This window comes from Nonomuraea purpurea, assembly GCF_042650645.1.
GTDB lineage: Bacteria > Actinomycetota > Actinomycetes > Streptosporangiales > Streptosporangiaceae > Nonomuraea > Nonomuraea purpurea.
On record NZ_JBHSBI010000004.1, the window covers coordinates 141,522 to 167,004 of the forward strand.

General features: G+C 70.8%; 20 protein-coding genes. 10 read left to right on the top strand and 10 right to left on the bottom strand.

From position 1 onward, the window contains the following. Positions 1 to 57 precede the first annotated feature (57 nt). Together ACFOY2_RS09560 and ACFOY2_RS09565 are read left to right on the top strand one after the other, a co-directional pair. On the top strand, positions 58 to 930 hold the full coding sequence (locus ACFOY2_RS09560) for an SDR family NAD(P)-dependent oxidoreductase (protein ID WP_379527593.1): 873 nt from the start codon (positions 58 to 60) through the stop codon (positions 928 to 930). Between the two features lie 123 nt (positions 931 to 1,053). Next, on the top strand, positions 1,054 to 1,932 hold the full coding sequence (locus ACFOY2_RS09565) for an ABC transporter substrate-binding protein (protein WP_379527594.1): 879 nt from the start codon (positions 1,054 to 1,056) through the stop codon (positions 1,930 to 1,932). Between the two features lie 217 nt (positions 1,933 to 2,149). On the opposite strand, the gene ACFOY2_RS09570 is transcribed toward ACFOY2_RS09565, so the two are convergent. The 3 genes from ACFOY2_RS09570 to ACFOY2_RS09580 form a co-directional block, all read right to left on the bottom strand. Next, positions 2,150 to 2,839, bottom strand: coding sequence for a PepSY domain-containing protein (locus ACFOY2_RS09570; protein WP_379527595.1), 690 nt, complete (start codon positions 2,837 to 2,839; stop codon positions 2,150 to 2,152). 104 nt (positions 2,840 to 2,943) lie between these two features. Then, the gene (uvrB, locus tag ACFOY2_RS09575) at positions 2,944 to 5,052 is read right to left on the bottom strand and encodes an excinuclease ABC subunit UvrB (protein ID WP_379527596.1); all 2,109 of its coding nucleotides are present in this window, start codon (positions 5,050 to 5,052) and stop codon (positions 2,944 to 2,946) included. Between the two features lie 35 nt (positions 5,053 to 5,087). Further along, positions 5,088 to 5,321, bottom strand: coding sequence for a helix-turn-helix transcriptional regulator (locus tag ACFOY2_RS09580; protein ID WP_379527597.1), 234 nt, complete (start codon positions 5,319 to 5,321; stop codon positions 5,088 to 5,090). A 235-nt stretch (positions 5,322 to 5,556) separates the two neighbouring features. On the opposite strand from ACFOY2_RS09580, the gene ACFOY2_RS09585 reads away from it, so the two are divergent. From ACFOY2_RS09585 to ACFOY2_RS09610, 6 genes are all read left to right on the top strand, one after another. Continuing rightward, the gene (locus ACFOY2_RS09585; protein ID WP_379527598.1) at positions 5,557 to 7,173 is read left to right on the top strand and encodes an SPFH domain-containing protein; all 1,617 of its coding nucleotides are present in this window, start codon (positions 5,557 to 5,559) and stop codon (positions 7,171 to 7,173) included. Continuing rightward, positions 7,173 to 8,408, top strand: a complete 1,236-nt coding sequence (locus tag ACFOY2_RS09590) for an SPFH domain-containing protein (protein ID WP_379527599.1) — start codon at positions 7,173 to 7,175, stop codon at positions 8,406 to 8,408. The genes ACFOY2_RS09585 and ACFOY2_RS09590 overlap by 1 nt, the downstream gene beginning before the upstream one ends. Before the next feature lie 10 nt (positions 8,409 to 8,418). Beyond that, positions 8,419 to 9,189, top strand: coding sequence for a sporulation protein (locus ACFOY2_RS09595; protein ID WP_379527600.1), 771 nt, complete (start codon positions 8,419 to 8,421; stop codon positions 9,187 to 9,189). Between the two features lie 160 nt (positions 9,190 to 9,349). After that, positions 9,350 to 10,381 (top strand): hypothetical protein, encoded by a 1,032-nt coding sequence (locus ACFOY2_RS09600; protein WP_379527601.1) that lies wholly within the window; start codon positions 9,350 to 9,352, stop codon positions 10,379 to 10,381. After that, positions 10,378 to 10,992, top strand: coding sequence for a hypothetical protein (locus ACFOY2_RS09605; protein WP_379527602.1), 615 nt, complete (start codon positions 10,378 to 10,380; stop codon positions 10,990 to 10,992). Before ACFOY2_RS09600 ends, ACFOY2_RS09605 begins: the two co-directional genes overlap by 4 nt. Positions 10,993 to 11,002: 10 nt before the next feature. After that, entirely contained in the window at positions 11,003 to 11,809 is an 807-nt protein-coding gene (locus tag ACFOY2_RS09610; RefSeq protein WP_379527603.1) for an inositol monophosphatase family protein, read from the top strand. A gap of 3 nt (positions 11,810 to 11,812) precedes the next feature. On the opposite strand, the gene ACFOY2_RS09615 is transcribed toward ACFOY2_RS09610, so the two are convergent. Beyond that, entirely contained in the window at positions 11,813 to 12,271 is a 459-nt protein-coding gene (locus tag ACFOY2_RS09615) for a hypothetical protein (protein ID WP_379527604.1), read from the bottom strand. A 41-nt stretch (positions 12,272 to 12,312) separates the two neighbouring features. Continuing rightward, positions 12,313 to 13,485, bottom strand: a complete 1,173-nt coding sequence (locus ACFOY2_RS09620) for an ArsB/NhaD family transporter (RefSeq protein WP_379527605.1) — start codon at positions 13,483 to 13,485, stop codon at positions 12,313 to 12,315. 331 nt (positions 13,486 to 13,816) lie between these two features. On the opposite strand from ACFOY2_RS09620, the gene ACFOY2_RS09625 reads away from it, so the two are divergent. Continuing rightward, entirely contained in the window at positions 13,817 to 19,381 is a 5,565-nt protein-coding gene (locus ACFOY2_RS09625) for a TIR domain-containing protein (protein ID WP_379527606.1), read from the top strand. On the opposite strand, the gene ACFOY2_RS09630 is transcribed toward ACFOY2_RS09625, so the two are convergent. Continuing rightward, on the bottom strand, positions 19,370 to 20,110 hold the full coding sequence (locus ACFOY2_RS09630; RefSeq protein WP_379527607.1) for a TetR/AcrR family transcriptional regulator: 741 nt from the start codon (positions 20,108 to 20,110) through the stop codon (positions 19,370 to 19,372). The two genes, ACFOY2_RS09625 and ACFOY2_RS09630, sit on opposite strands and share 12 nt — an antisense overlap. 96 nt (positions 20,111 to 20,206) lie before the next feature. Here ACFOY2_RS09630 and ACFOY2_RS09635 point away from each other — a divergent pair, with 96 nt between their 5' ends. Beyond that, complete coding sequence (locus tag ACFOY2_RS09635; RefSeq protein WP_379527608.1) at positions 20,207 to 21,028, top strand: SDR family NAD(P)-dependent oxidoreductase; 822 nt, start codon at positions 20,207 to 20,209, stop codon at positions 21,026 to 21,028. 11 nt (positions 21,029 to 21,039) lie between these two features. On the opposite strand, the gene ACFOY2_RS09640 is transcribed toward ACFOY2_RS09635, so the two are convergent. The 4 genes from ACFOY2_RS09640 to ACFOY2_RS09655 all read right to left on the bottom strand — a co-directional run bounded on the left by ACFOY2_RS09640 (position 21,040) and on the right by ACFOY2_RS09655 (position 25,370). Continuing rightward, a complete protein-coding gene (locus ACFOY2_RS09640; protein ID WP_379527609.1) occupies positions 21,040 to 22,434 on the bottom strand; it encodes a family 43 glycosylhydrolase in 1,395 nt (464 codons plus the stop codon). A gap of 192 nt (positions 22,435 to 22,626) precedes the next feature. After that, complete coding sequence (gene coaE / locus ACFOY2_RS09645; protein WP_379527610.1) at positions 22,627 to 23,229, bottom strand: dephospho-CoA kinase; 603 nt, start codon at positions 23,227 to 23,229, stop codon at positions 22,627 to 22,629. 82 nt (positions 23,230 to 23,311) lie between these two features. Then, positions 23,312 to 23,779 carry a GNAT family N-acetyltransferase gene (locus ACFOY2_RS09650; protein WP_379527881.1) on the bottom strand — a complete coding sequence of 156 codons (468 nt, stop codon included), beginning with the start codon at positions 23,777 to 23,779 and terminating at the stop codon, positions 23,312 to 23,314. Positions 23,780 to 23,888: 109 nt separating this feature from the next. After that, entirely contained in the window at positions 23,889 to 25,370 is a 1,482-nt protein-coding gene (locus ACFOY2_RS09655) for an alpha/beta hydrolase (RefSeq protein ID WP_379527611.1), read from the bottom strand. Positions 25,371 to 25,483: the final 113 nt, after the last annotated feature.

Here is a 25,483-nt window from a genome sequence, read left to right on the forward strand (position 1 = left end):
CGGCTCGGCGCGTGACGGGCCGGGGCGATGCGATGCTGCGTCAGTCGCGGTCGACGCGTGCACTCGACTGGGCCGGCCTTCGACGGCGTGCTCTTCGGGGTGATTCGCAGCCCGGCAGAACGGTTCCGGGCGGTCATGCCGACGGCCCGCGACGATGAACAGGGAGGTGGGGCCGTGACGGGGGCGACCGGCAGGGTGGCATTGGTGACAGGGGCCAGCAGAGGAATCGGTGCGGCCACCGCGTCCCTTCTGGCCGCCCGGGGGATGCGTGTGGTGGTCAACTACCTCCACAGCGGCACGGCAGCCGACGAGGTCGTGGCCGGCATCGCGGCCGCGGGCGGACGGGCCATGGCCGTGCGGGCCGACGTGCGCGAGGCGGCGGCGGTCGAAGGCATGATCGAGCAGGTCCGGGCGGCATGGGGCGGCATCGACGTGCTCGTGCACAACGCGCTCATCCCGTACGTGATCAAGCCGTTCCAGGACATGACGTGGCAGGAACTGGGCGGCAAGCTCGACGCCGAGCTGCGGGCGGCGTTCGCGGTCACCAAAGCCGTCCTGCCCGCCATGACAGAGCAGGGCTGGGGACGCATCATCTATCTCGGTACCGGCCTCAGCCGCCAGCCCCGGGAGGGCATGATCGCGCTGGGCACGGCCAAGGCCGCACTGACGCAGTTCGCCCGATACCTCGCCCAGGAACTGGGCCCGCGGGGCATCACGGTCAACGTCGTCGAGCCCGGCCCGGTGGAGGACACCCGCATGGCGGACGTGCTCGACAAGGAGCACAAGCGGCGGCAGGTGGCCGCCACTCCCCTGGGCCGCCTGGCGCACCCGGCCGACGTCGCCCAAGCGGTCGCCTTCTACGCCGGCGAGGACAACGCCTTCATGACCGGCACCACGGCCGCGGTCAACGGCGGCATGGCCATGTACTGACGTCCCGCTGTCCCCCGCGCACGGGCGACACGCCGTGCGGGGACTTCCGGCTCATGGCGTTGATGATGCTGTCCCCGCGTCCGGGCGACACGCGGGGCGGTGACACGATCAAGGGAAGCGTTCATGTACACGATCGATCTCGCCTACGTCGGGCGGGGCCTGCACGAGGAGCTGGTCGCCTACGTCGCCGACCAGCAGGGCTACTACGCCGACGAGGGCGTCCACGTCGCACTGCGCGACGGCTGCGCGTGGGACGAGGAGCGGCTGCGCCACGGCGCCACCATCGGGCTCGGCCGGGCGCTGCTGTCGCGACTGGCCGATGGCGTCCCCTGGGTCGCGCTCAATGTCAACACCCACCGCCCGCTGTTCTGGTTCCTCGCCCGGCCCGGCCTGACCTCCCTGGCCGACCTGGCCGGCCGGCGGCTGGCCGTACACGCCCCCCACACCGCACCCGGATGCTTCGCCCGGATCGTGCTGCGCCAGGCGGGCCTCGACCCGGACCGCGACATCGACACCATTGTCCGCGCGCCCGGCGACTACGGCATGGACCTGCGCCGGCTGCGTGCCGGCACGATCGACGCCGCCCTGGTCGGCAGCACCATGGCGCCGGAGGCGATAGCCGCCGAGCTCGGCTGGAAGGTGCTGGCCTGGGTCGGCGACCACTTCCAGGTCCCCACCGTGGGCGTGGCCGTCGACCCCACCCACATCCACCCGGACGGCCCCGCGGTCCAGGCCGTCGTCCGAGCCCACCGGCGCGCCCTGCAGGTGATCCGCGACGAACCCGACACCGCGGTGCGGCACGTTCACACCTTCCTCGGCCGGCACACCCTGGAGGAAGCCCGAGCCCACTACGAGACGTTCATCGCACCGTATTTCACCACCGACGGCCAAGCCGACCTCGCCGTCGGCGACACGGCGATCACCGCGGTCGCCGCCGAACTCGGTGTCCCCGTCACCTTCAGCGCCGCAGAGTTCTACCGCACCGCGACCACCGCGCCCTGACCGAACCGGGCGCGGGTGCGAGCCGCATCTCACGCGGCCAGGCGCGGGTGCGGACCGCATTTCGCGCGGCCGGGCTCACGTGCGGACCACATCTCACGCGGCTGTGCGTGAGCGCGGCCCGCAGATGAGCGCGGCCGCAGGTGAGCGCGGCCGCAGGTGAGCGCGGCCCGCAGGTGAGCCCGCCGACCCGCACACGGTCAGGCGGGCTCCAGACGGATCAGGTGGGTGTGGGAGACTCCGGCGTCTCAGGAGACTCGGTCGAGCCCGGCGACTCGGTGGTCTCCGGTGATGCGGGCGGGCTCATCGTGGTGGCGCTGCTTCTCGTGACCTCTCCGGTGACCGCGTCCACGGCGGCCTCCTGCTTGGTCCCGTTTGCGGTGAGGACATCGGCTTCCCAGACGGTCTTCCCCTGCTCGGTGTCGAGGTTGAGCTCGGTGATCCGCCCGCCGGGAACGGCGGCGAGGATCTTGTCGACGGCCTGCGAGTAGTCCAGCTTGGCCGCGTTGACCAGCTCTTTGTGCTTGGCCTTCTCCGCCTCGTCGCTCTCCTCGGTCGAGGGTCCTCGGACGACCTTGCCGGATTCGACGTCCATCTGGTGCTCAGTGCCGTCCTCACCGACGACCCGCACTTCCCAGCGCCGCCCTTCGGCCTCGCTCTTGATCGAGATGAGCTTGGAGTTCGGGACGGCCGCGAGCGCCGCCTGGGCGGCCTGCCGTAGTTGGACGGCCCCGGCCTGCCCAGGGCTTCCTGGCGGGGTGCCGCTGGGGGTCTCGGTCTGGATGATGTTCGGTGAAGGGATCGCGGATGGCGCCTTGGCGGCCAGTTCCTCCGCCTGCCTCGTGGCGGGACCACAGCCCCCGGCGAGCACCGTCGCACCCACCAGGGCCCCGATGATCGTCCTGTTCATACCATGACGCTGCCCACCCAAAGCGGAACCATTCCCGCAGGTCAGACACCCCCTACGCGACCGGCCCGGCAGCCCTTCGGGGGAAACCGGGGCCGTGCGCGAGGTTACTCGACCCCCGCCTCCTTCATGTCGCGCAGCTCCCGCTTCAGCTCCTTGATCTCGTCGCGCAGCCGAGCCGCCACCTCGAACTGAAGGTCGGCCGCGGCCTGGTGCATCTGCTCGGTCAGCGACTCGACCAGGGACTCCATCTGGGCCCGGGGCATCTCCCCCGCGATCGTCTTGGCGTGCTGCCCCGCGGGGCGGCCGGCGAAGCCGGGGACCGGGGCCTTGCCGCGCGACTGCTGGCGCCCGCCGCCGAGCAGCCGGTCGGTGTCGGCGTCCTCGCGCTGCAGCGAGTCGAGGATGTCGGCGATCTTCTTGCGGAGGGGCTGCGGGTCGATGCCGTTGGCCTCGTTGTAGGCGATCTGCTTGGCCCGCCGCCGGTTGGTCTCGTCGATCGCCCGTTCCATGGACGGGGTGATCTTGTCGGCGTACATGTGGACCTGGCCGGAGACGTTACGGGCGGCGCGGCCGATCGTCTGGATCAGGGAGGTCTCGGAACGCAGGAAGCCCTCCTTGTCGGCGTCGAGAATGGCCACCAGCGAGACCTCGGGCAGGTCGAGACCCTCGCGCAGCAGGTTGATGCCGACCAGCACGTCGAACTCACCGACCCGCAGCTCGCGCAGCAGCTCGATGCGGCGCAGCGTGTCGACCTCGCTGTGCAGGTAGCGCACCCGGATGCCGAGCTCCAGGAGGTAGTCGGTGAGGTCTTCTGACATCTTCTTGGTCAGCGTCGTGACCAGGACGCGCTCGTCGCGGTCGGCGCGCTCGCGGATCTCGTGAACCAGGTCGTCGATCTGCCCCTTGGTGGGCTTGACGACGATCTCCGGGTCGACCAGGCCGGTCGGGCGGATGACCTGCTCGACGACCTCGCCCTTGACCCGCCCCAGCTCGTACGGCCCGGGCGTGGCCGACAGATAGACGCTCTGGTCGATGCGCTCCAGGAACTCCTCCCACTTCAGCGGCCGGTTGTCGAGCGCCGACGGCAGCCGGAACCCGTGCTCGACCAGCGTGCGCTTGCGGGAGGCGTCGCCTTCGTACATGGCGCCGATCTGCGGCACGGTCTGGTGGGACTCGTCGAGGACGAGCACGAAGTCTTCGGGGAAGTAGTCGATCAGCGTGTTGGGCGCGCTGCCGGCCTCGCGGCCGTCCATGTGGCGCGAGTAGTTCTCGATGCCGCTGCAGGTGCCGATCTGCCGCATCATCTCGATGTCGTACGTGGTGCGCATCCGCAGCCGCTGCGCCTCGAGCAACTTGCCCTGGCGCTCCAGCTCTGACAGCCGCTCGGACAGCTCGGCCTCGATGCCCGTCACGGCGGCGGCCATGCGCTGCTCGCCCGCGACGTAGTGGGAGGCGGGGAAGATGTAGAGCTCTTCGTCCTCGGTGATGACCTCGCCGGTCAGCGGGTGCATGGTCGAGAGCTTCTCGATCTCGTCGCCGAACATCTCGATGCGCACGGCGAGCTCTTCGTACTTGGGGATGATCTCGATCGTGTCGCCCCGCACCCGGAACGTGCCTCGCGTGAAGGCCACGTCGTTGCGGGTGTACTGCATGTCGACCAGGCGGCGCAGGAGCTGGTCGCGGTCGGTGTCCATGCCCACGCGGAGCCTGGTCATGCGGTCGACGTACTCCTGCGGGGTGCCCAGGCCGTAGATGCACGACACCGAGGCGACCACGATGGTGTCGCGGCGGGTGAGCAGGGAGTTGGTGGCCGAGTGGCGCAGCCGCTCGACCTCGTCGTTGATCGAGGAGTCTTTCTCGATGTAGGTGTCGCTCTGCGGGACGTACGCCTCGGGCTGGTAATAATCGTAATAAGAAACGAAATATTCGACCGCGTTGTTGGGCAGCATCTCCCGCAGCTCGTTGGCGAACTGGGCCGCCAGCGTCTTGTTGGGCTGCATGACCAGCGCGGGCCGCTGCAAGCGCTCGATCAGCCACGCGATCGTGGCCGTCTTGCCGGTGCCCGTCGCGCCCAGCAGGACGCTGTCCTTCTCCCCGGCCTTGACGCGGCGCTCCAGGTCGGCGATGGCCGTCGGCTGGTCGCCTGAGGGAGTCATCTCGGTGACGACCTCGAAAGGCGCCACCTTCCGCTGCAAATCTGTGACCGGACGCATGCTGCCACTGTAGGCGGCTCCACTGACAGAAAGGGTCACGCCGAGCGTTCCCCGATCCGGGGGAACGGGGTCGTGGAGAAGACGACCTCGACAGGCACCTCGAAATAGTCGGCGATCCGCAGCGCCAGGTAAAGGCTCGGGCTGTACTCGCCCCGCTCGAGATAGCCGACGGTCTGGTAATGGACCCCCAGGGCGTCGGAGAGCTGCCTGCGGGTCACGTTCCGCTCTGCGCGCAGCAGCGCGATGCGGTTGAAGACGGTCTCGCTCATCACCACGTATCTTCTCAGCCGCTCCGCCGCATCGCCGCGGCCTGCAGGGTGCCGTCCTCACGCTCGACGGCAACGGGATGTTCACTCACCGCTTCCATTGACCCAGATAGTAGCACTACTACATAAATAGCATAAGTACTACAGTATGCCACAGACGTGTGATGACCTATTGCAAGCGTTTAGTAAGTCACACCCGATACGGTCGTATTCGCCTGTAGCGGAAAAGGAAGGTTTCATGTCACGACCCAGAGAGGCACTGATCCAGGCAGGTCAGGGCATAGCCCAAGCAGTGGCCCAAGGGGGTGACGTACGCCAGGCGATGGGACAGGCCATGGGGCAGGCCGTCGGCCAAGCCGGCCAACTGGTCCAGGGCCAGGGCCAGGGCCCTGGCGGTTTCGCCCTGAACCCCCACGACTTCGCCGCCGCCCGCGACGGCGGCGCCTCCGTCGGCACCCTCATCGAGGCCAGGACGGCGTCGCTGAACGAGGCCGGCGAGATCGTCAACCGCAGCTTCGCCGAGAACGGCATGCACGTCATCTCGCCGGTGGTGATCCCCAAGGGCAGCACCGCGAAGGTGGTCATCCCGCTGGGCATCCTGGTGGTGCTCGGGCTGATCGGCGCGCTCGGCAACATCGTCCCGGGCTCCGACCTGTTCTTCGGCCCGCACTACTGGGTCGTGCTGGTCCTGGCCGCGGCGTTCCTGTGGTGGCGACGCAGCGTGGTGATGGTGCCGGAAGGCTGCAAGGCGCTGATCACCAAGTTCGGCAAACTGGTGCACATCGCGGACCCCGGCCGGGTGACGCTGTTCAACCCGTGGAAGCGGGTCAGCTACATCGTCAACACCACCCGCGAGTACCCGTTCAACGCCCCGATCCGTGAGGCGCCGACCCAGCAGGGCGTCAAGGCGAGCGTCGACCTGTTCCTGCAGTTCAGGATCGAGAACCCGGCCGAGTTCATCTTCGTGCTCGGCTCGGTCAGCGGCTTCCAGTCCAAGCTCCAGAACGCCATCAGCGAGGTCACCCGCTCCCTGATCTACGCCCAGCGGGCCGAGGACATCTACGACCTGGTGGGCGAGAGCACGCTGGGCATGCTGGAGAGCCTCAACCAGCAGTTCCTGCCCGCGGTGCGGCTCACCGACGTGAACATCACCCACGCCGAGCCCTCCAGCCAGGAGTACCGCATGGACCTGGCCGCCCCCGAGATGGTCAGGGTCGCCAAGGAGGCCTACACCTACGAGTACGAGCTCCAGCTCCGCAAGGAGCAGAACGAGGGCGACCTGGTCAAGGAGCTGGCCGGGCTGCAGGAGACGCTGAGCGCCATCCAGGCGGAGATCGCCGGCTACCAGGCCCGCATGGACACCGCGCTCGAACGCGCCAGCCACCAGGCCACCGCCCAGGCCAGGCAGCGCCTGGTCGAGGCCGAGTCCACGGCCAACGCCAACGCCGCGCTCCTGGAGGCGCAGGCGCTGGACATCAGGGCGCTGTCGGCCGCCGAGGCGCCCGAGATCCTCGACTACCGTTTCCAGCAGGACCTGCTGACCAAGCTGGAGTCCGTCGCGACCCGGCTGCCGCAGGTGGTGCAGGTGGGCGAGCAGACCGACATCGACTTCCTGGCGCTGGCCCAGCAGCTCGTGGGCGGCAAGGGCGCGGTGCTGTTCACCGCCGAGGACATGGCCGCCATCCGCGCCAGGCTCGACGAGATCGCGGCGCGGGTCAGCGGCCGGGAGAACGAGATCTCCGCGCTGCTGAAGAAGGCCGCCGCCGACGTGGCCGAGCCCCCGGCGACACCGGAGCCCGACCACGACCTGGAAGCCACCGTCGAACGCCTGCTGCCGGGCAAGGGGGAGATCTGATGAGCCGCGAGTTCTCGAAGATCAAGGAGTCGCTGGCCTCCTGGGGAGAGATCCGCCAGCTCCTGCGCGGCGGTGAGCAGGGCCAGCTCGTCCCCGTCGTGATCCCCAAGGACCGGCGCGGCTTCGCCTGGATGACGCTGGCCTTCCTGGCCCTGTACTTCGCGGGGATGGCCGCGCTCACCGACCTCACGGTGATCGCCGCGCTCGCCGCCCTGTTCTGCCTGCTCTTCGGGGCGATCACGATTTGGCGCAAGGCCATCATCGAGATCGAGGAGGGCACCACCGGCGTGCGCAGCCACTGGGGCGCCATCACCGGCACGCTGCCGCCGGGCCGCCACTACCTCTGGCTGCCGTGGGACCGCGTGGACGCGGTCGTCGACACCTCCACCGAGATCCCGTACTCGGCGCCGATCGTGGCCTGCCCCACGGCCGAGAACGTGCCGCTGAAGTCGATCGAGTTCTTCCTGAAGTTCAGGATCGTCGACCCCGTCGCGTTCGTCCGCACGATCGGCGCGGGCAACTTCGACCTCGTGCTCGCCAGCGCGGTGCAGGACGCGATCAGGCAGCGCAGCCGCAGGGTCAACACCGAGCGCGCCTACGACCTGCGCGGCTCCGACGTGGGCGACATGCAGGAGGCGCTCAACCGCCAGCTCGGACGCTACGGCGTGCGCATCACGGGCGCCAACATCCCCGACGTGCAGCTCCCCGACCAGTACCAGCAGCACCTGGCCACCCGCGAGAAGGTCGCCAAGGAGCTGTCGGCCTACGAGCGCGAGTGGGAGCTGACCCGCAAGCGCCGCATCGACACCCTGCTGATGGAGATCGAGCGCTCCAAGAAGACCCGCGACGCCCGCGTCGTCGAGGTCAAGGCCGCCCACAACACCGCGCGCAAGGACGTCGCCCGCATGCTGGAGGAGCAGGAGACCGAGGCGCAGCGGGTGACGTGGGAGATCGAGGCGCGCGGCAGGGCCGAGCTGACCGCCGCCGAGAACGAGGCCAAGGCGCTGCGCGCGCTGGCCGAGTCTTACCGGGACAACCGGGCCGTGCTGCAGTACGAGCTGGCCCGCAGGCGCCTCGACGTGGGCGCCAAGCTGGCGGAGAACGCCCCCCAGCCGCTGGTCGTACGCACCCAGCAGGGCCAGGCCGACTCCGCGCTGTCCACCCTCCTCCTGGCCCAGTTGCTCCCCCGCATCTCGGGCAGGGACCACGTGAACGGCCACACACCTTCCGCATAGGAGAACCCCCATGGTGTTCCGCAAGTTAATGGCCGCGTTCGGCGCGGGCGTCGAGGTAGACACGGTGCTGACCGACACGGGCGTACGCCCGGGCGAGGCGCTGCGCGGTGTCGTCCACTTCCGCGGCGGCAACTCCGGCTACAAGGTCGAGGGCATCCACATCGACCTGACCGCGGTGGTCGAGGTCGAGCAGGGCGACAGCGAGTACAAGACGACCTACAGCTTCCTGCGCCAGCAGGTGGCCGGGACGTTCCAGCTCGCCGCGGGCGCGCAACACCAGCAGCCGTTCGAGATCCAGATCCCGTGGGAGACGCCGATCAGCGCCATCGCCGGGCACCCGCTGCACGGCATGAGGCTGGGGGTGCAGACGGAGCTGGCGCTGGCGGGCGCGCTCGACAAGGGCGACCTCGACCCGCTGTTCGTCAGCCCGCTGCCGGCCCAGGAGCACGTGATCGCGGCCCTCGACCGGCTGGACTTCCGCTTCAAGAAGGCCGACCTGGAGCGCGGCACGCTGTACGGCTCGACCATGCCGTTCTTCCAGGAGATCGAGTACTACGCGGGCGGCCGGTGGCGGCGTCACTTCAACGAGCTGGAGCTGACGTTCATCGCCGGGCCGAGGCAGATGGACGTCATCCTGGAGGCCGACAAGCGCGGCGGCTTCCTCAGCTCCGGCCACGACGCCTACAACCGCTTCACCGTCCGCTACGACGACCCCGGCTCGGCCGACCAGGCCCTGCAGCGCGGCCTGGAGCAGATGGCCCGCCACCGCGGGTGGTTCTAGACGCCCGGCCCGCCCGCGACCGGCGCGGGCGGGTTCCGAGGCACCGCCTGTGTGGCGTCGGCGGTTAGGAGATCGCTCCTTTGCGTGTGCTGGCAGTCGCATGGCGCTGTCGTTACGATGACCTCGGGAACTGACTGATCGTCGGACGGCGGGGCGAGCGATGACACGGTTCACGGCGGCGCTGAAGCGGGTCACGCCATGGGCGGCCCAGAACGCCGACGGCGCCATCGCCCTGGTGCTGGCCGTCGTGATCGGCGTCCTCGGCATCATGCCCAACGAGGTCGTGCCGACCGAGGTCCAGACCCAGCTCGTCAACGCCGCCACGCTGGTCATCATGGCGCTGGTGGCCACCGCGCTGCTGCGCGACCGCGTCCGCCAGGCTCCACTCGAAAAGACGGTCACCTCGGGGGCGCTGGCCGAGCTGCCCGCGCGGCTGGCCCGCCTGGACGAGATCGAGACGCTGGCCAACAGCACCCGCAAGGCCCTCGACGCGCTGCAGCTCGTCAGGGTGCTGGCCAGCAAGCACGAGATCGCCCAGTCTCACGCCGAGGCCCGCAGGGACACCCCCCGATGGAGCTTCAAGGGCGGCACGGGCACCTACCTGCGGGCGGTCACGCTGCCCGAGTGCGTGGCGGCGGCCCGCAGGGACAAACGCCACCTCACGGTCAGGGTGGAGATCATCGACCCGACCGACGTGGAGGTCTGCGAGACCTACGCCCACTACCGCCGCTCGCTGTCCGACAGCCCCGACGCCACCGGCGAGACGTGGACGACCGACCGGGCCAGGAAAGAGTCGTACGCGACGATCCTGGCCGCCTTCTGGCACCGCCAGCGCTACGGCCTGCTCGACATCGGGGTGGGCCTGTCCTCGACGATGACGACGTTCCGCTGGGACCTGTCGGCCACCCGCCTGATCATGACGGTCGAAGACCCGAACATGGCGATGACCGCGCTGGCCGGCACCTTCTACTACGAGAACTGCGACACCGAGCTGCGGCTCAGCTTCGAGCAGGCGCGGCAGGTGCCGCTGGAGGCCTACAAGAAGGTGCCGCTCAGCGACGAGCCCACGATCGAGGAGGTCCAGGAGCTGTTCGAACGCATCGAGGTGCCCCTGCCCAAGGCCTACAACGGCCGCGACGTGGTCGACATCGCGCGCAAGGCGCTGCGGGCCGTCGACCCCTACGGGTCATGAGCTACCACGGCGTGCACCGGCGGGTGCTCGACGGCGAGGCCAGGTCGTGGGCGCTGGAGGCGCTGTCAGGCCCCGTGCGCGCGGTGCGCCATCCGCTCGGATTCGTCTGCCTTCCGCTGGAGCGCGAGGGCGGCGAAGGGGTATGCCTTCATCTGTGGTCCGACACACTCGTCCACGCCGAGAACACGACCTCGCAGATCCACTGCCACAGCTGGGACCTGGTCAGCCACGTGCTCTACGGCCAGGTGCGCAACGTGCACGCGGTGGTCACCGACGCCCGCGACGACGCCACGCACCGGGTGTTCGAGGTGGTCAGCGCGGCCGACGGCGACCGCATCTCGCCCACCCGCCGCACCGTACGCCACTCGACAGGACTGGTGGAGGCGTTCGGTCCCGGCGAGACCTACACGCTGCGGGCCGGCCGCTTCCACAGCAGCGTCGTCCCCGAGGGCGGCCAGGCCGCCACGATCGCGCTCGGCCGCGGCCGGCCCGGCAGCCGCGACCTGTCGCTCGGCCCGCTCGGCGCGGGCCCGCACCACGTCTCCAGGCAGGCGCTCGACGCCCGCGAGACCGAGCTGGCCGTACGTCTGATCACCGCGCATCTGACCTGAGGGGTACCCGATGGACCTGGATCACGCTCGCACGGTCGCCGTCGAAGCCGCCGAGGCCGCGGGGGCGCTGCTGCTGGAGGGCACGCGCGGCGCGGTCGGCGTGCGGGCTAAGGGCGAGGCCGGCGACGTGGTGACCGACCTGGACCTGGCCTCGGAGAAGCTGCTGCTGGAGCGCATCATGACCGCGTTCCCTTCGCACGCGGTGATCGCCGAGGAGTCGGGGCTGGGCGGGGCCGCGGGCGGCGAGTGGACGTGGCTGGTCGACCCGCTGGACGGCACCAACAACGTGGCGATCGGTCTGTCCGCCTACGTCGTCGGCGTGGCGCTGTGCAGGGGCGGGCTTCCGGTGCTCGGCGTGGTGCACGATCCCGTCTCGTCCCAGACCTGGTCGGCCATCCGGGGGCGCGGCGCCGTCGCCTCCTCCGGCGCGCGGCTCGCCCCGCCGTACGCGCCGAGCCCGCACGGCCCGCTGCTGGCCTGGACCCAGGGGTACGACGTGAGCAGGGGCGACGCGACCGTGCGCGGGCTGAAGTCGGCGCTGGAGCTGAAGGCACGCCGGGTGCTGCAGTTGTGGGCGCCGCTGTTGTCGTGGGCGATGCTGGCGCGCGGCGACATCGACGGCATCGTGGGCTACCGGGCCGAGGCGGTCGACCTGCCCGCGGGCGCGCTGCTGGCCAGGGAAGCCGGGATCGAGATCAGGGCGCTGGACGGCGGGCCGTTCGAGGAGTGCTTCGACGCGCCCGCCGAGGACCGCAGCTTCGTCGCCGCGCACCCGAAGGCCATGCCCGGACTGCTGTCACTCCTCAAGCAGGTCTGACGGCTACTTGAGCTTGTGCCGGCACAGCCCTTCGCCCGAGACGACCTCCTCGCCGTCCACGCTGATGCGGCACTTGCCTGCCTCCAACTGACCGTTCGCCCCCTGGGCGGAGCCGGCCACGATGGAGATCGCGCGGCCCACCTTCTGCTCGGCGCCGGTGAGCTCCACCTTGACGGTCTTGGACCAGGGGAGGTCGGCGTTGCTCTCCGTGCCCTGCCCGTCGGCCACGTAGACGATGGGCTGCATGGACTTGCCCTTGCCAAGCACCTCCAGCTTGACCGTGCGGGTCGCCGTGGTCGCCGGGAGCGTGGACGCCTCGATCGCGGGGCTCGACGCGGCCGGTTCCGGTGCGGCGGCGCTGGATGCGGCTGGGGGCTGAGCGGCGGGCTCGCCACCGCCACAACCTGCCAGCCCGGCCATTAGGGCAAACCCGAAAAATCCGATCAGGGTGGTTCTGGTCATGGGCACCCATTGTCCCGGACCTTGACGGGTGGTCAGAACCGTCAGCCGAAGGCGACCAGCGCCCACACCGTCGCGACCAGCCCGACGACCGCCAGCCCCGCGCCGGTGAGCAGGAAGCGGCGCATCGGCACCTTGACGTCGTGGCGGCGGCACGACTCGAACCACAGCAGCGTGGCCAGCGAGGCCCACGGGGTGATGACCGGGCCAACGTTGGTGCCCACCAGCAGGGCCAGCAGGCGGTCCTGCGCGGAGGCGGGGATGACCGTCTCGACGGCCTGGTAGGCGGGCAGATTGTTGATCACGTTGGACAGCCCCGCGCCGACGGCCGCCGTTCGGTAGGGGTCGCCCTCCGTGCCGATCATCCAGGTCATCAGGTCGGACAGGCCGTGCCTGCTGAGCGTGGGCACCACCAGGAACAGGCCCGTCACGAAGACGACGAGCTGCCACGGGATCAGGCTCCAGGTCAGGCGGTCGCGGGCGCGTACCAGGAAGGCCGTCACGACGATCACGGCGGCGACCGTGGCGGCGACCGCGACGTGCGTCTTGAGCAGGAGCAGGACGATGAACAGCACGCAGGCGAGCGACGCGGCGGCGAACAGCACGCGGTCGGCGACCGGTTCCAGGACCGGCGGCGTGTACCGCAGGTCGCGACGCTCGCCGGGCCGCCAGAAGAACGCCCACAGGAACGCCATCGTCACGGCGATGGCGACGATCTGGGGGGCCCACATGCGGGCGGCGAACTCCTGGGCGTCCAGGCCGATCTTCTCCATGCCGAGGAGGTTCGTCAGGTTGGAGACCGGCAGGAGCAGGCTCGCGGTGTTGGCCAGCCAGATCGTGGTCATGGCCAGGGGGAGGGCGGCGATGCGGGCCTTGGGGGCCAGAGCGAGCATGACGGGGGTGAGGAGGACGGCGGTGGTGTCCAGGTTCAGAAATATCGTGATAAATGACGCGAAGGCCGTACAGAGGAAGAAAAGTGCGGTGTAGTTGCCTCGGCCGAACACCGCCATCCTCGCCGCGATCGCGTCGAAGACCTGCGCCTCCTTGGTGAGCTCGGCCGTCACGATGATCGCCACCAGGAAGATCAGCAGCGGGCCGATGTCGTCGAGGCTCGCCGCCGCCTCCTCCCACGGCAGCAACCCGGTCGCCACGAAGACCAGGCCGAGAACCAGCAGCCCGATCCTGATCAGGTCAAGAAGGCCAAGACGCCGCCACACCCGTCGATCTTACTGCGTCTAATGGCCGCCACTCCGTGGCGGCGTGCTCGGTCGCCTCACGCCGCCGTCTTCCCCCCGCTCCGGTCGCAAGCTCCCTCCGCTCCTCCCAGACGACGGCACTACTGCGTTCAATGGCCTCCGCTCCGCAGAGGCGGGCTCGGTCGCCCAACGCCGCCGTCTTCCCCCCGCTCCGGTCGCAAGCTCCCTCCGCTCCTCCCAGACGACGGCACTCCCTCGCAAAATCAAAAGCAGCCGCTTCGCGGGATTGGTCGGCTAATACCGTCACCGTGATTACTGCCTTACTCCGTGCGGACAGGGGATACTGGGCAGCATGGCGCGTGACGGCAGGCCGACCGAGATTTTCGTCAGTTACTCCCCGGCCGACACGGCGTGGGCGACATGGATCGCCTGGGAGCTCGAAGCCGCCGGCTACAGGACGATGATCCAGGCGTGGGACTTCGTGCCGGGCACCAACTTCATCGACTTCATGGACCGCGGCGTCAGCGAGGCGCAGCTCGTCGTCGCGGTGCTCTCGCGCAACTACCTCACCTCCCGCTACGGCAGGATGGAGTGGCAGGCGGCGATGCGCGCGGACCCCGACAACCCCTCCAACAAGCTGGTCACGATCAGGCTGGAGGACGTCCAGCTCGAAGGTCTGCTGTCCACGATCACGTGGGTCGACCTGCTGGGCGTCAGCGACCCCGGGCAGGCCAGGGCGCTGCTGCTGGGCCGGGTGCGCGAGGCGATGTCGGGCCGGGCCAAGCCGGAGGCGGCGCCCGCGTTCCCCGACGGTTCCAGCGTGATGGTGCCGCCGCCGACGCTGCCACCGCCCGGCGAGCGGTCCAGGGCCAGGCGCACGCCGGTCACGGCCCCGAAGTTCCCCTCCGCGCCCGATGTGGAGCGCGGCCGCGAGTCGATCAGCGTGCTGCACATCGGCGGCCCGCGTTTCGGCCGGGCGCTGCCCGACCCTGGCGAGCCGTTCACGCCCGAGGACATGCAGGCGCGCATCTGGGCGGACCTGACCGCCATGTACGACCGCGGCATGCCCCGCCCCGACCTCATGGTCGTCAGCGGCGACCTGACCGAGTCGGGCAGTCTGGGCCAGTTCGGGCAGGCGACCCGGTTCGTGACCGACCTGAGGCTGCTGATCGGGCTGGAGCCGCACCGGCTGGTGCTGCTGCCCGGCCCGCGTGACGTCACCAAGGCCGCCGCCAGCGCCTACTTCATGACCTGCGAGGCCGACGACGTGAGCCCGCAGCCTCCTTACTGGCCCAAGTGGCGCCATTTCGCGGGGCTGTTCGGCGAGGTGTATCAGGGGCTGGACGACCGGGTGTTCGACGGCGGCCAGCCGTGGACCCTGTTCGAGGTGCCCGACCTGCGGGTGGTCGTGGCGGGCCTGAACTCGACGATGGCCATGAGCCATCTGGAACGCGACGCCTACGCGCAGTTGGGCGAGGCGCAGGCGGCCTGGTTCGCCGAGCGGCTGCGGCCCTACGAGGAGAGCGCGTGGCTGCGGCTGGGCGCGATCGGGCATCCGCCTGGCGAGCTGAAGGACGCGCCCGCGTTCGACCGGCTGCTGGCCCACCGGCTCACGCTGCTCTTCCACGGCGGGTCCGCGGGGCCGGCCGACGGCCGCATCGCCGCGCCGCGCTCGGGCCACCACCAGGTCGTCGAGATCACCCCCGACGGGCTGCGCACCTGGCTGCCCGACGAGGGCCGCCCCGAGCGGGTCCGGCACCGCTGGCGGGCCGTCGAGACCACGTTCACAGGCCAGAGCCCGGCCGCCCCTCCGCCCGCGCCCAAGCCGGAGGAGCGCGCGCCGAGCCCGGTGGAGTTGCTGCTCGACCGCATCGCCGAGGTGTGCGAGGCGCGGCACGAGCGGGCCAGGATCCGCAGGTTCGCCGCGCACCTGGTCGTCACCCACCCCGAGGACGGCTTCGTCCGCCAGACGATGATCGGCGCGTACGTGGGCGAGGTGAGCGAGGAGATCGCGGAGGGGTTCGTCCGTCAGGCGCACGCCGCCGACCTGGCCGCCGAGCTGGTCTACCAGGGGCCGCCCGCCGCCCGCGCGATCCGCGAGGACCTCATGCGCAAGGGTGTGCGGCTGCGCAGCTTCGCCGAGTTCCAGGGGCTGATCGACCTGTCGGGGTACGTCAGCGAGCAGTCGGCCAGGCTGACCGCCGACCGGCGTTACCCGCCCGCCCTGTACGTCCCGCAGCGCTACCGCGAGCTGGATCGCCCCGGCAACCAGGTCAGGCAGGGGCTGACGGAGGAGCTGATGCGGCTGCTGTCGGCCGACCACGGCCGGTTCCTGCTGCTGCTCGGCGACTTCGGCCACGGCAAGACGTTCGCGCTGCGCGAGCTGGCCCGGCGTATCCCGGTCGAGCTGCCGCACCTGACGCCGATCCTGATCGAGCTGCGCGCGCTGGACAAGGCACACTCGGTGGACGGGCTCGTCGCGGCCCACCTGGCCAACCACGGCGAGGAGGTCATCGACCTCAAGGCGTTCCGCTACCTGCTCAGGCAGGGCCGGATCGTGCTGCTGTTCGACGGGTTCGACGAGCTGGTGACCCGGCTGACGTTCGACCGGGCGGCCGACCACCTGGCGACGCTGCTGGCGGCGGCCGAGGACAAGGCGAAGATCGTGGTGGCCAGCCGCACCCAGCATTTCAAGTCGCACAGCCAGGTGCTGACCTCGCTCGGCGAGATGGTGGGCGTGCTGCCGCAGCGACGGGTGCTCGGCGTCGAGGATTTCACGCCGGAGCAGATCCGCTCGTACCTGGCCAACAGGTTCGACGACGGCGACGAGGCGCTGGCGCGGATGTCGCTGATGGGCGAGATCGAGGACCTGCTCGCGCTGGCGCAGAACCCGCGCATGCTGAGCTTCATCGCCGACCTCGACGCCGACCGGCTGCGCACGGTGGCGGGCGCCCGCCAGACGATCAGCCCGGCCATGCTGTACGAGGAGATCCTCACCTCCTGGCTGGCCTTCGAGGAGCGCCGGGCGAGGATCCCCGGGTCGGTGTCCGCGCTGACCGTGGAGGAGCTGTGGCGGGCGGTGACGGCGCTGGCGGCGCGGCTGTGGGAGTCGGGCGAGTCGCTGCTGGGCGTGGACGAGCTGACCGAGATCGGCGAGACGCTGACCGACCTGGCCGACGGGCAGCTCTCGGCCGTGCAGGCCGCGTACCGGATGGGCTCCGGCAGCCTGCTGGTGCGCACCGAGGAGGGCATGTTCGGGTTCATCCACGCCTCGGTGATGGAGTGGCTGATCGCCCGCCACATCGCCCTGGACAACCTGGCGCTGCTGTCGCGCAGGCCGTTGTCGGGGTTGACGGTGGAGTTCCTGTGCGACCTGGCCGACATAGGGGCGCTGCGCGCGTGGGTGGGCGATCCGCCCGCCGACGACGTTTCGCGGGCGAACGCGGTCAAGATCGCCGCCCGGCTGCGTACTCCGGCCCGCGCCGACCTGCGCGGGGCGAACCTGAAGGGCGAGGACCTGTCCGCCAGGGACCTGCGGGAGGTCGATCTGACCGGCGCCGACCTGTCAGAGGCCACCCTGGCGGGCACGAACCTGTCCAGGGCCACCCTGCGCGGGGCCAAGCTGGTCGGGGCCAGGCTCGACGGGGCCGAGCTGACCGGGGCCGACCTGAGCGGCGCCGACCTGTCGGGGGCGCGGCTGGCGGAGGTGGATCTGAGCGACGCGGCGGTCGAGGGCGCCCGCTGGCACCGGGCTTCGCTGATCAACGTGACCGGCACGCTGCCCCATCTGCCCGGCGCCGCGGTGGTGCCGGGACAGCCGGTGGAGGTGGAGTTCGCGCCCGCCGGCATCGGCGTCCCGTACGGTTACCACTTCCAGTACAGCCGCCTGCCCGAGCCCATCGCCTACAGCTGCGACGGCGCCACGCTGGCGGTCGGCAACGAGGACGGCAGCGTGCTGCTGTGCGTCGGCGGCGCGCCCGTGCGCACGCTGCACGGGCATCGGGGCCGCGTGTACGCGGTCGCGTTCGCCGGCGACGTGCTGATCACGGGTGGGAGCGACGGGGCCGTGCTGCTGTGGGACGCGCTGTCGGGCACGCTCCTGCGCAGGCTGGAGGGCCACGCCGACGGCGTCTGGCCGGTGTGCGCGAACGCCGGCGGCGACCTGGTGGCAGCCGGCGGCGCCGACGGCGTGGTCCGCCTGTGGGAGAGCGCCACCGGCCGCCTCGTCCACGAGCTGCGCGGGCACCTGGCGCCGATCTACTCGGCCGCGTTCGGCCACACGACGCTGGTGACGGGCGATTCCGCGGGCGCGGTACGCGTATGGAACCTGGAGTCCGGGCAGCTCACACGGACCCTCGACGGCCACCGGGGCAACGTCTACCGCGCGGTGCCCAGCCCCGACGGCCGCCTGCTGGCCACCGGCGACGAGGCCGGCACGATCCGGCTCTGGGACACCGCCACATGGACCGAGTTGCACACACTGACCGGGCACACCAGCAGCGTGTACTGCGTGGCGTTCTCGCCCGACAGCTCGCTGGTGGCCAGCGGCGACACGGCGGGCAACGTCCGCGTGTGGGGCGCCGACGGGCGGGCCCACGGCGTGCACACCACCCACGCTGCGGCCGTCTACCAGGTGGCCTTCAGCCCTGATGGACACAACCTGGCGAGCGGCGACTCGGCCGGCGTGGTGCGGCTCCAGCCGGTCGGCGGCGGGCAGCGGGTCGAGCTGACCGGGCACCGCAGCTCGGTCTGGCCGTTCGTGTTCCGCCCCGACGGGCAGCAGCTCGCCACCAGCAGTAACGACGGCACCGTACGCCTGTGGGACCCCGGCTCGGGCAAGTGCCAGCGCCTGCTGCGCGGCCATGGGCGGCGCATCTCCTCCGTCAGGTTCAGCGCCGACGGGACGATGCTGGCGACCAGCGGCAACGACGGCGTCGTCCGCGTGTGGGAGCCGCGCACGGCACGGCGGCTGCGCGAGTTCAGCGGCACCGCCGACCGGCTCATCTCGGCCTCGTTCTCCCCCGCAGGGCCGGTGCTGGCCACCGCCAGCAACGACGGCGGCGTGCACTTCTGGAACGCCGCCACCGGCGAGTACGAGCGCGAGCTGCACGCCGAGAGCGACCACGTGTGGGCCGAGGCGTTCAGCCCCAATGGCAAGGCGTTGGCCACGGCCAACGACGACGACAGCGTCCGGATCTGGTACCGGCCCACCGGGCGGCTGGTGGGCAACCTGATGGACCACCGCGGGCGCGTTCGCTCGATCGCCTACAGCCCCGACGGGGCCTACGTGGCGACCGGCTGCGACGACAAGCTCGTCCGGCTGTGGCACGTGGCCACGGGCGGCCGGGTGGCCACTCTCGAAGGGCACACCGACCGGGTCTACTCCGTGGCCTTCTCCCCCGACGGCCGCCACCTGGCCAGCGCCGGCAGCGACGGCCGGGCCATGGTGTGGGAGCTGCGCCCGGGGCAGCCCTGGCAGCCGCGGCTGGTGCACACACTCGACCGGCACGGGGGACGGCTGTGGAGCGCGGCCTTCGACCCCTCGGGCGAGCGCCTGGCCACCGGGGGCGACGACCAGCTGATCCATGTGTGGGAGACCGCCACCGGGCAGCTGCTGCACACGCTGGCCGGGCACTCGCGCCGGGTCTGGTCGGTGGCCTTCAGCCCCGTGGGCGACCTGCTGGCCAGCGCGGGCGACGACGGTGTGGTGATCCTCTGGGAGGGCGGCGAGCGGCGGGCGACGCTGCTCGGGCTGGCCGAGGGGTGGGCGGCGCTGGCGCCCGACGGCAGATACAAGGTGCAGGGGGAGGCCGGCGGGCAGTTCTGGCACGTGGTGGGGATGTCGCGGTTCGAGCTGGGCGAGCTCGACCGCTACCTGCCTGGGGTGCGCCAGGTGCCACTGGACTCACCCTTCTGACGGCTCCTGAGGACCGGAGGCCCCGGACGCCGGACTGCCGGTCGTCCCGGACGCCGGGCTACCCGTCGTCCCGGGCGCCGGGCTGTCGGTCGTCCCGGGCGCCGGGCTGTCGGTCGTCCCGGGCGCCGGGCTGTCGGTCGTCGCGGATGTCGGGAGGCTTGTTGTGCCGGACATCGGGCGGCCGAGCAGGCCGGTGGCGACGGTCGCCAGGTGGGGGGCCAGGTCGCCCGGCTCCGCTTCGGCCAGCGCCGGGGTGGCGATGACCGAGCGGAGGATGCCGATGCCGACCAGCCAGGCGCTGAGCAGTTCCGCGCGCAGTTCCGCGTCCTCGCCCTGGGCCAGCTCCTCCAGCGCGCGGACGTAGGTGTCGCAGACCTCCTTGCGGATGCGCTGCCTGGTGTCCTCGTGGGCCGAGGAACGCAACATCGCGACCAGGGGGTGCTCCCCGCCGTACTTGGTCCAGTCGGCGAAGACCACCGAGCCCAGCATGCGCGCGACCAGCTCCTCCTGCGGGCCGTCCAGCAGATTGTGCGGGATGTCCGGGGCGGCGGTCGCCTCGTCGAAGAGCCCCTTCTTGGAGCCGAAGTAGCGGAAGATCAGGGTGGCGTCGACGCCGGTGTCACCGGCGATGTCACGCACGCTGGTCGCGTCGTAGCCCTCGCGGGCGAAGCGCAGCCTGGCCGCCTCCAGCAGGCGCGCCCTGGTGGCCTCACGGTCCCTCTTCGGCACGCGGCCCCCTCTCGCTAGTCATCGATCGTTGACATTGTACGCCGGACGTGTGTTACGGTTCCTCAAGTCAGCGTTCGATGACTTAAAGGACGATATATGAGGACATATGTGGTGGCGGGTGGCACGACCGGAATGGGCAACGGGCTGGCCCGCCACTTCCTCCGCCGCGGCGACCAGGTGACGATCATAGGCAGCGACCCGGCCAAAGGCCGGCGATTCCTCGACGAGGCCGCCCAGCTCGGGGCCACCGACCGGGCCGCGTTCATCCGGGCCGACCTGACGTCCGTGGCGGAGAACCGGCGCGTCATCGACGAGATCAAGTCCCGCCACTCCGCACTCGACGGCCTGATCGTCACCGCCCTGCGCCACTTCTCCAAGCGCGTGGAGACCCCCGACGGCTTCGAGGCCACCTTCGCCCTCTACTACGTCAGCCGCTTCCTGCTCGGCTACGGCCTGACGGACCTGCTGGAGAAGGGGGACCGGCCCATGATCGTGAACATCTGCGGCGTCGGCATGACCAAGGGCGCGATCCACTGGGACGACCTGTCGCTGGCCTCCGGCTTCGGCAACGTCAAGGCCATGCTGCAGGGCGGGCGCGCCACGGACCTGCTCGGCGTCGCCTACGCCGCCAACCACCCGGACGGGCGCACGCAGTACCTGCTGCACCACCCCGGCTTCACCGACAGCGGCACCGAGAGCCTGAAGCAGCCCGTCAAGAGCATCATCAAACTGCTGGCCAAGGTCTCCGCCCAGTCGGTCGACACCGCCATCCAGCCGATCATCGAGCTCATGGACGACCCGCCCGAGGGACGGCTGCTCGCCTACGACCGCCGCAAGCCGGTCGACCCGTCGCTGCCCTCACTCGACCCGAACGCCGCCCGCCGCCTGTTCGAGCGCACCCGCCACCTGCTCGGCTGAGAACGGGGCCCTCAGCCGTACACCTCGATGCGGTCCATGCTGATCACCGTGCTCCCCGACGCCGGGTTGCGCTCGCCGGTCACGCGCACCCGCAGCGTGTGCTCCCCCGGCGGCAGGACCGGGCTGAGGTAGTTGAGCTGCTCGCCGACCCTGATGTCGCTGTAGTAGTCGACGCGCTGCTCGGGCCCGCCGTCGATGGAGATGGCCGCGATGCCGTTGCCCCGGTCGCGCACGCTCAGCAGGGCGACCCGCGTGCCCGTGAAGCGGATCGTGGCCGTCGCCCCCGCCTGTCCGCTCCAGTGGTCGTTGCCCCAGAAACACTGGTTGCCGCAACCGGAGCCGGACTGCCACGTGCCGGTGTAGGCGACCTCCGGGCTGAAGTCGTCGAACACCGACGTGGCCGCGCCCGGGTCGCCGGACGGGAGTTGCTGGGTGGCCCCGGCGGCCAGGGGCCGGCCGAAGTTCGGGGTGCCGTCGGCGTTCCAGGTGAACTTCTGGACGCGGGTGGTGCGGAAGCTGTAGGTGTTCACGCTGGTGTTCTTGCCGTGGTAGGCGATCCAGTCCTCGGTGCCGTCCGGCGAGCGGAAGAACGAGTGGTGCCCTGGGCCCCACACGCCGGTGGCGTCGTTGCGCGCGAACACCGGCCCCGCGTGCTGCGTCCAGTTGGCCGCCACCATGGGGTCGGCGCCGTTCGCGATGCTCTTCATCCAGAGCTGGTAGTCGGGCTTGCCCGTGTCGCAGCTGGAGTAGGTCAGGAACGTCCGGCCGTTGCGGTAGAGCGGGGTCGGCCCCTCGCGCACCTCGGTGCAGCCGCCGTTCGCCGGGATGGCGACCCGGCCGCCGGTGACCGTCCACGGGTCGCTCATGCGGGCGATGTAGAGCTGCGCGGGGCCGCCCATGCCGCGTCCAGGGCCGCTCCAGACGAAGTACGACTGGCCGTTGTGGGTGATCGGCTCACCGTCGATGGCGTACTCGCCGAAGTCTGCGATCTTGGCCTTGAACGCGTACGGGCCCATCGGGTCGTCGCCCGCCGATTCGAGCACGTACATGCGGTGGTTGGCGTCCACCCCGTCGGAGGCCGTGTAGTAGATGTACCAGCGCGATCCGACGTGGCGGAAGGCGGGCGCCCACATCTGGGTGTTGCGGCTGGAGTCGCTGTCACGCCAGACCACCTGCTCCTGCGCGGCCAGCAGGGTCGCCAGACTGGGCGACTTCCAGATGCCGATGCGGTCGCCGCGCGTGGTGGCCACGTAGTAGTTGCCGGCGTGGTACATGAGGCTGGGGTCGGCGCTCGGGTTCACCGGGTTGCGGAATGACGGCGTGGGCGCGGCCGAGGCCGGGACGGCCCCCACGACCACGCTCAGGGCGACGGCCACGGCGGCGCACCAGGTCGATAAACGCGGCATCGGCGGTCCTTTCAGCGGGTTTTCGTACGACCTTTTCAGATCGTCATCGACGAAGGTCATCTCGTCAACGACCCACCCACACAGATCACCCGACGCCGTCCTCGTACGAACCGCCCGACTCGCCCCTCGCGCGAACCCCCCCACCCCAGCCTCACGAGACGGCCCACCCCGCTCTGCGAGGGCCGCCTGATCTCAGCCTCGTGCGGACCGGCTGAGGAGGTCGTCCCAGACCTCGGCCACCCGTTCGTCCAATTCGTCGAGCGAGCCCTCGTTGGGCACCACGATGTCGGCCACCGCCAGGCGGTCCTCCCTGCTGGCCTGCGCGGCGATGCGGGCCTTGGCGTCGGACTCTGCCATGCCCCGGTGCTCGGCCAGCCGTCTGATGCGGACCTCGTCGGCCGCGTCCACGACGATGACGGCGTCGTACATCGAGGCCAGATTGTTCTCCGCCAGCAGCGGCACGTCGTAGACCACGATCGCGTCGTCGGCCGCCTGCGAACGCAGCTCCGCCACCCGCTCCCCCACCAGCGGATGGACGATCGCGTTCAGCGCCGCCAGCTTCTCGCTGTCGGCGAAGACGACCGAACCGAGTTTCTCCCTGTCGAGCGAGCCGTCGGCCCTGAGCACCCCGTCCCCGAACACGGCCGTCACCCGCGCCAGGCCAACCGTGCCCGGCTCGACCACCTCACGCGCGATCTTGTCGGCGTCGATCACCACGGCGCCCTTGGCCGCGAGCCGCCTGGACACCTCGCTCTTGCCGGATCCGATGCCCCCGGTGAGCCCAATCATCAGCACCCGCAAAAGCCTATCCACCATCAGGACATACGTGGTCATCATCGAGGCATGCCGTCGACGACATGGACGGCCCGCGCCATGATCACTGGGGAGGGGATCGATCGGGCAACCTGCGCAGATGCACCAGCGTCAGATGATCGTCCATCCGCTCGCGGCTCGTCTCCCGATAGCCCAGGCGGCGGTAGAGCGTGAGGTTGGGCCCTGACAGGTGGCCCGTGAACAGGTCGAACGCCGTCGCCTCCGGCACGGCCTCGTGCAGGGCGCGCAGCAGCGCCGTGCCGAGCCCTTGGCCCTGCTTGTCGGGCACGACGACGAGGCGGCCGACCAGGCAGGTCGTGCCGGACAACTGGCCGCGTACCGCCCCGACGATCCGGCCTCCGTCCAGGGTCTTGAGCACGACGGCGGTCTCGATGACCTTGCGGATCTGCTCCAGGGACTCGACGAGCGGCGGGATGTAGGGGTCGCCGTAGAGCTGAGCCTCGCTCAGGTACGCCGCCCGCTGCAGGGTGAGGATCTCACCCGCGTCCGCCGCCACCGCCCGTTCGATCACCACCCGCAGCACTCTAGTGCCCGCAAGCCCGGACAACAGCGCCCACAGTTCACTCCACGCTCGGCGTCACGCCCGCACCCCCTCTCGTCTCGTGCGCACCGCCTTGGTGTCACGGGGCCATGTCCGTCGTCAGTTCGCTCGGGCAGCTTGTGCCCTTCTCCGGCAGGGCGCCGTTGACGAGGTAGCCGTGCACGCGCGTACGCAGGCAGGTCGCCCGCAGCCGCTTCGCACCCTGGAGCAGGTACGCGCCGTGCCCGTCGCCGTGCCGCAACACCGCCGCCCTGGGGATCAGCGCGGCGACCTTGGCGGCTCCCGAAACCGGGGATTGGATGTCGAGGCGCCCGATCCCGATCAGGACCGGCCGCCGGACTGACGTGCGCAGCGGCCCCGGAGGCCAGCTCGGGCCGCCCTGCCCCCGTACCACCCCCAGGCAGCGGGCGATCTCGTAGCGGCCGGTCAGCCAGCCCACCCGGGGCGCCAGCGCGCGCAGCCTCGCCTCCATCGCCAGGAAGCGCCGGTAGCCCGGCAGTTCGGGCATGAAGTCGTGGCAGAGCATGGATCTGCTCGCCGTCGCGGGGGCGAGCGGCTCGGCTGCGGCGGCCAGCGCGGCCAGCGCGCTCGCGTCGCCCTCCCAGGCCGCCGACATGGCCCGGACCAGCTCCGGCCAGCGCTGCGGGGCCAGCCCGGCGATGACGGCGGCCACGAGCCGCCTGGCGTCCACGGTGCGGCCGGGAGCTGCGGGCAGGGGCGCCCGTTCGAGCAGGTCGTCGAGGACGGATACCGCGTCACCGCCGTCCAGCGCGCACCCCATGAGGCCCCTGCACCAGTCGCGGAAGGCGTAGAGCTGCCGTTCCACCGCCCTGGCCTGGGCGATCATGCGTCGGCCGAGGCTGGTCTGGGTGTGGTCGGGCACGCCTTCCAGGTACATCCGTTCGACCCGGCGTGGGAACAGCTCCAGGTACGCCTGTCCGTACACGGCCCCATAGGCGTTGCCGAAGTACCGCAGCCGCTTGTCCCCCAGGGCGATGCGCAGGGCGTCGAGGTCGTGGGCGACCTGCCAGGACGTGAGCCCGGCGTGGCGGGGTCCCGCGGCGATGCGGCAGCTCCTGGCGTAGGCGGCGTTGTCGCGGGCGTAGGCGCGCCAGGCGTCGCGTCCCGGGGTGAGCTGGAGGCGCAGCGCGTCGGGCGGCGGGACGGAGCAGCGCACCGCCGCTTCGCTCCCCCGGTCGCCGAGCCCGCGCGGCTCGATCAGCACCACGTCGAACCACCTGGTCAGCTCGCTCACGGTGTCGGGCCGGGCCCGGACGGCCTGGATGGTCGGCCCGTGCCCGGTGTTCACAACCAGGGGCCCCAGGTTTTGGCCGGGGTTCTGGGCGGGCATCAGCGCGAGGTCGATCTCGGTACGGCCTGCGCGCGGCCTGGCCCAGTCGACCGGCACGGACAGCTTCGCGCAGCGCAGCCCGTCGCCACAGTCGCGCCAGGCGAGCACCCGCTGCGGCCGATCCCCCGGCACCGCGGAGGCCCCTGCGACCTCGCCCGCCATCACCACCGGTGCGGTCACCACGACGGCCGCCAGGGCAGCCGTCGTCATTTGAAGCGTCCGCCGAACCGTGCCCACTGCGATCGCCCCCGGGGAGTAGGTGTCAACAGCGCAGGTCAGTCTGTCAGCGCGATACCCGCAGGGCCGGGCGGTTGCGAGGACCC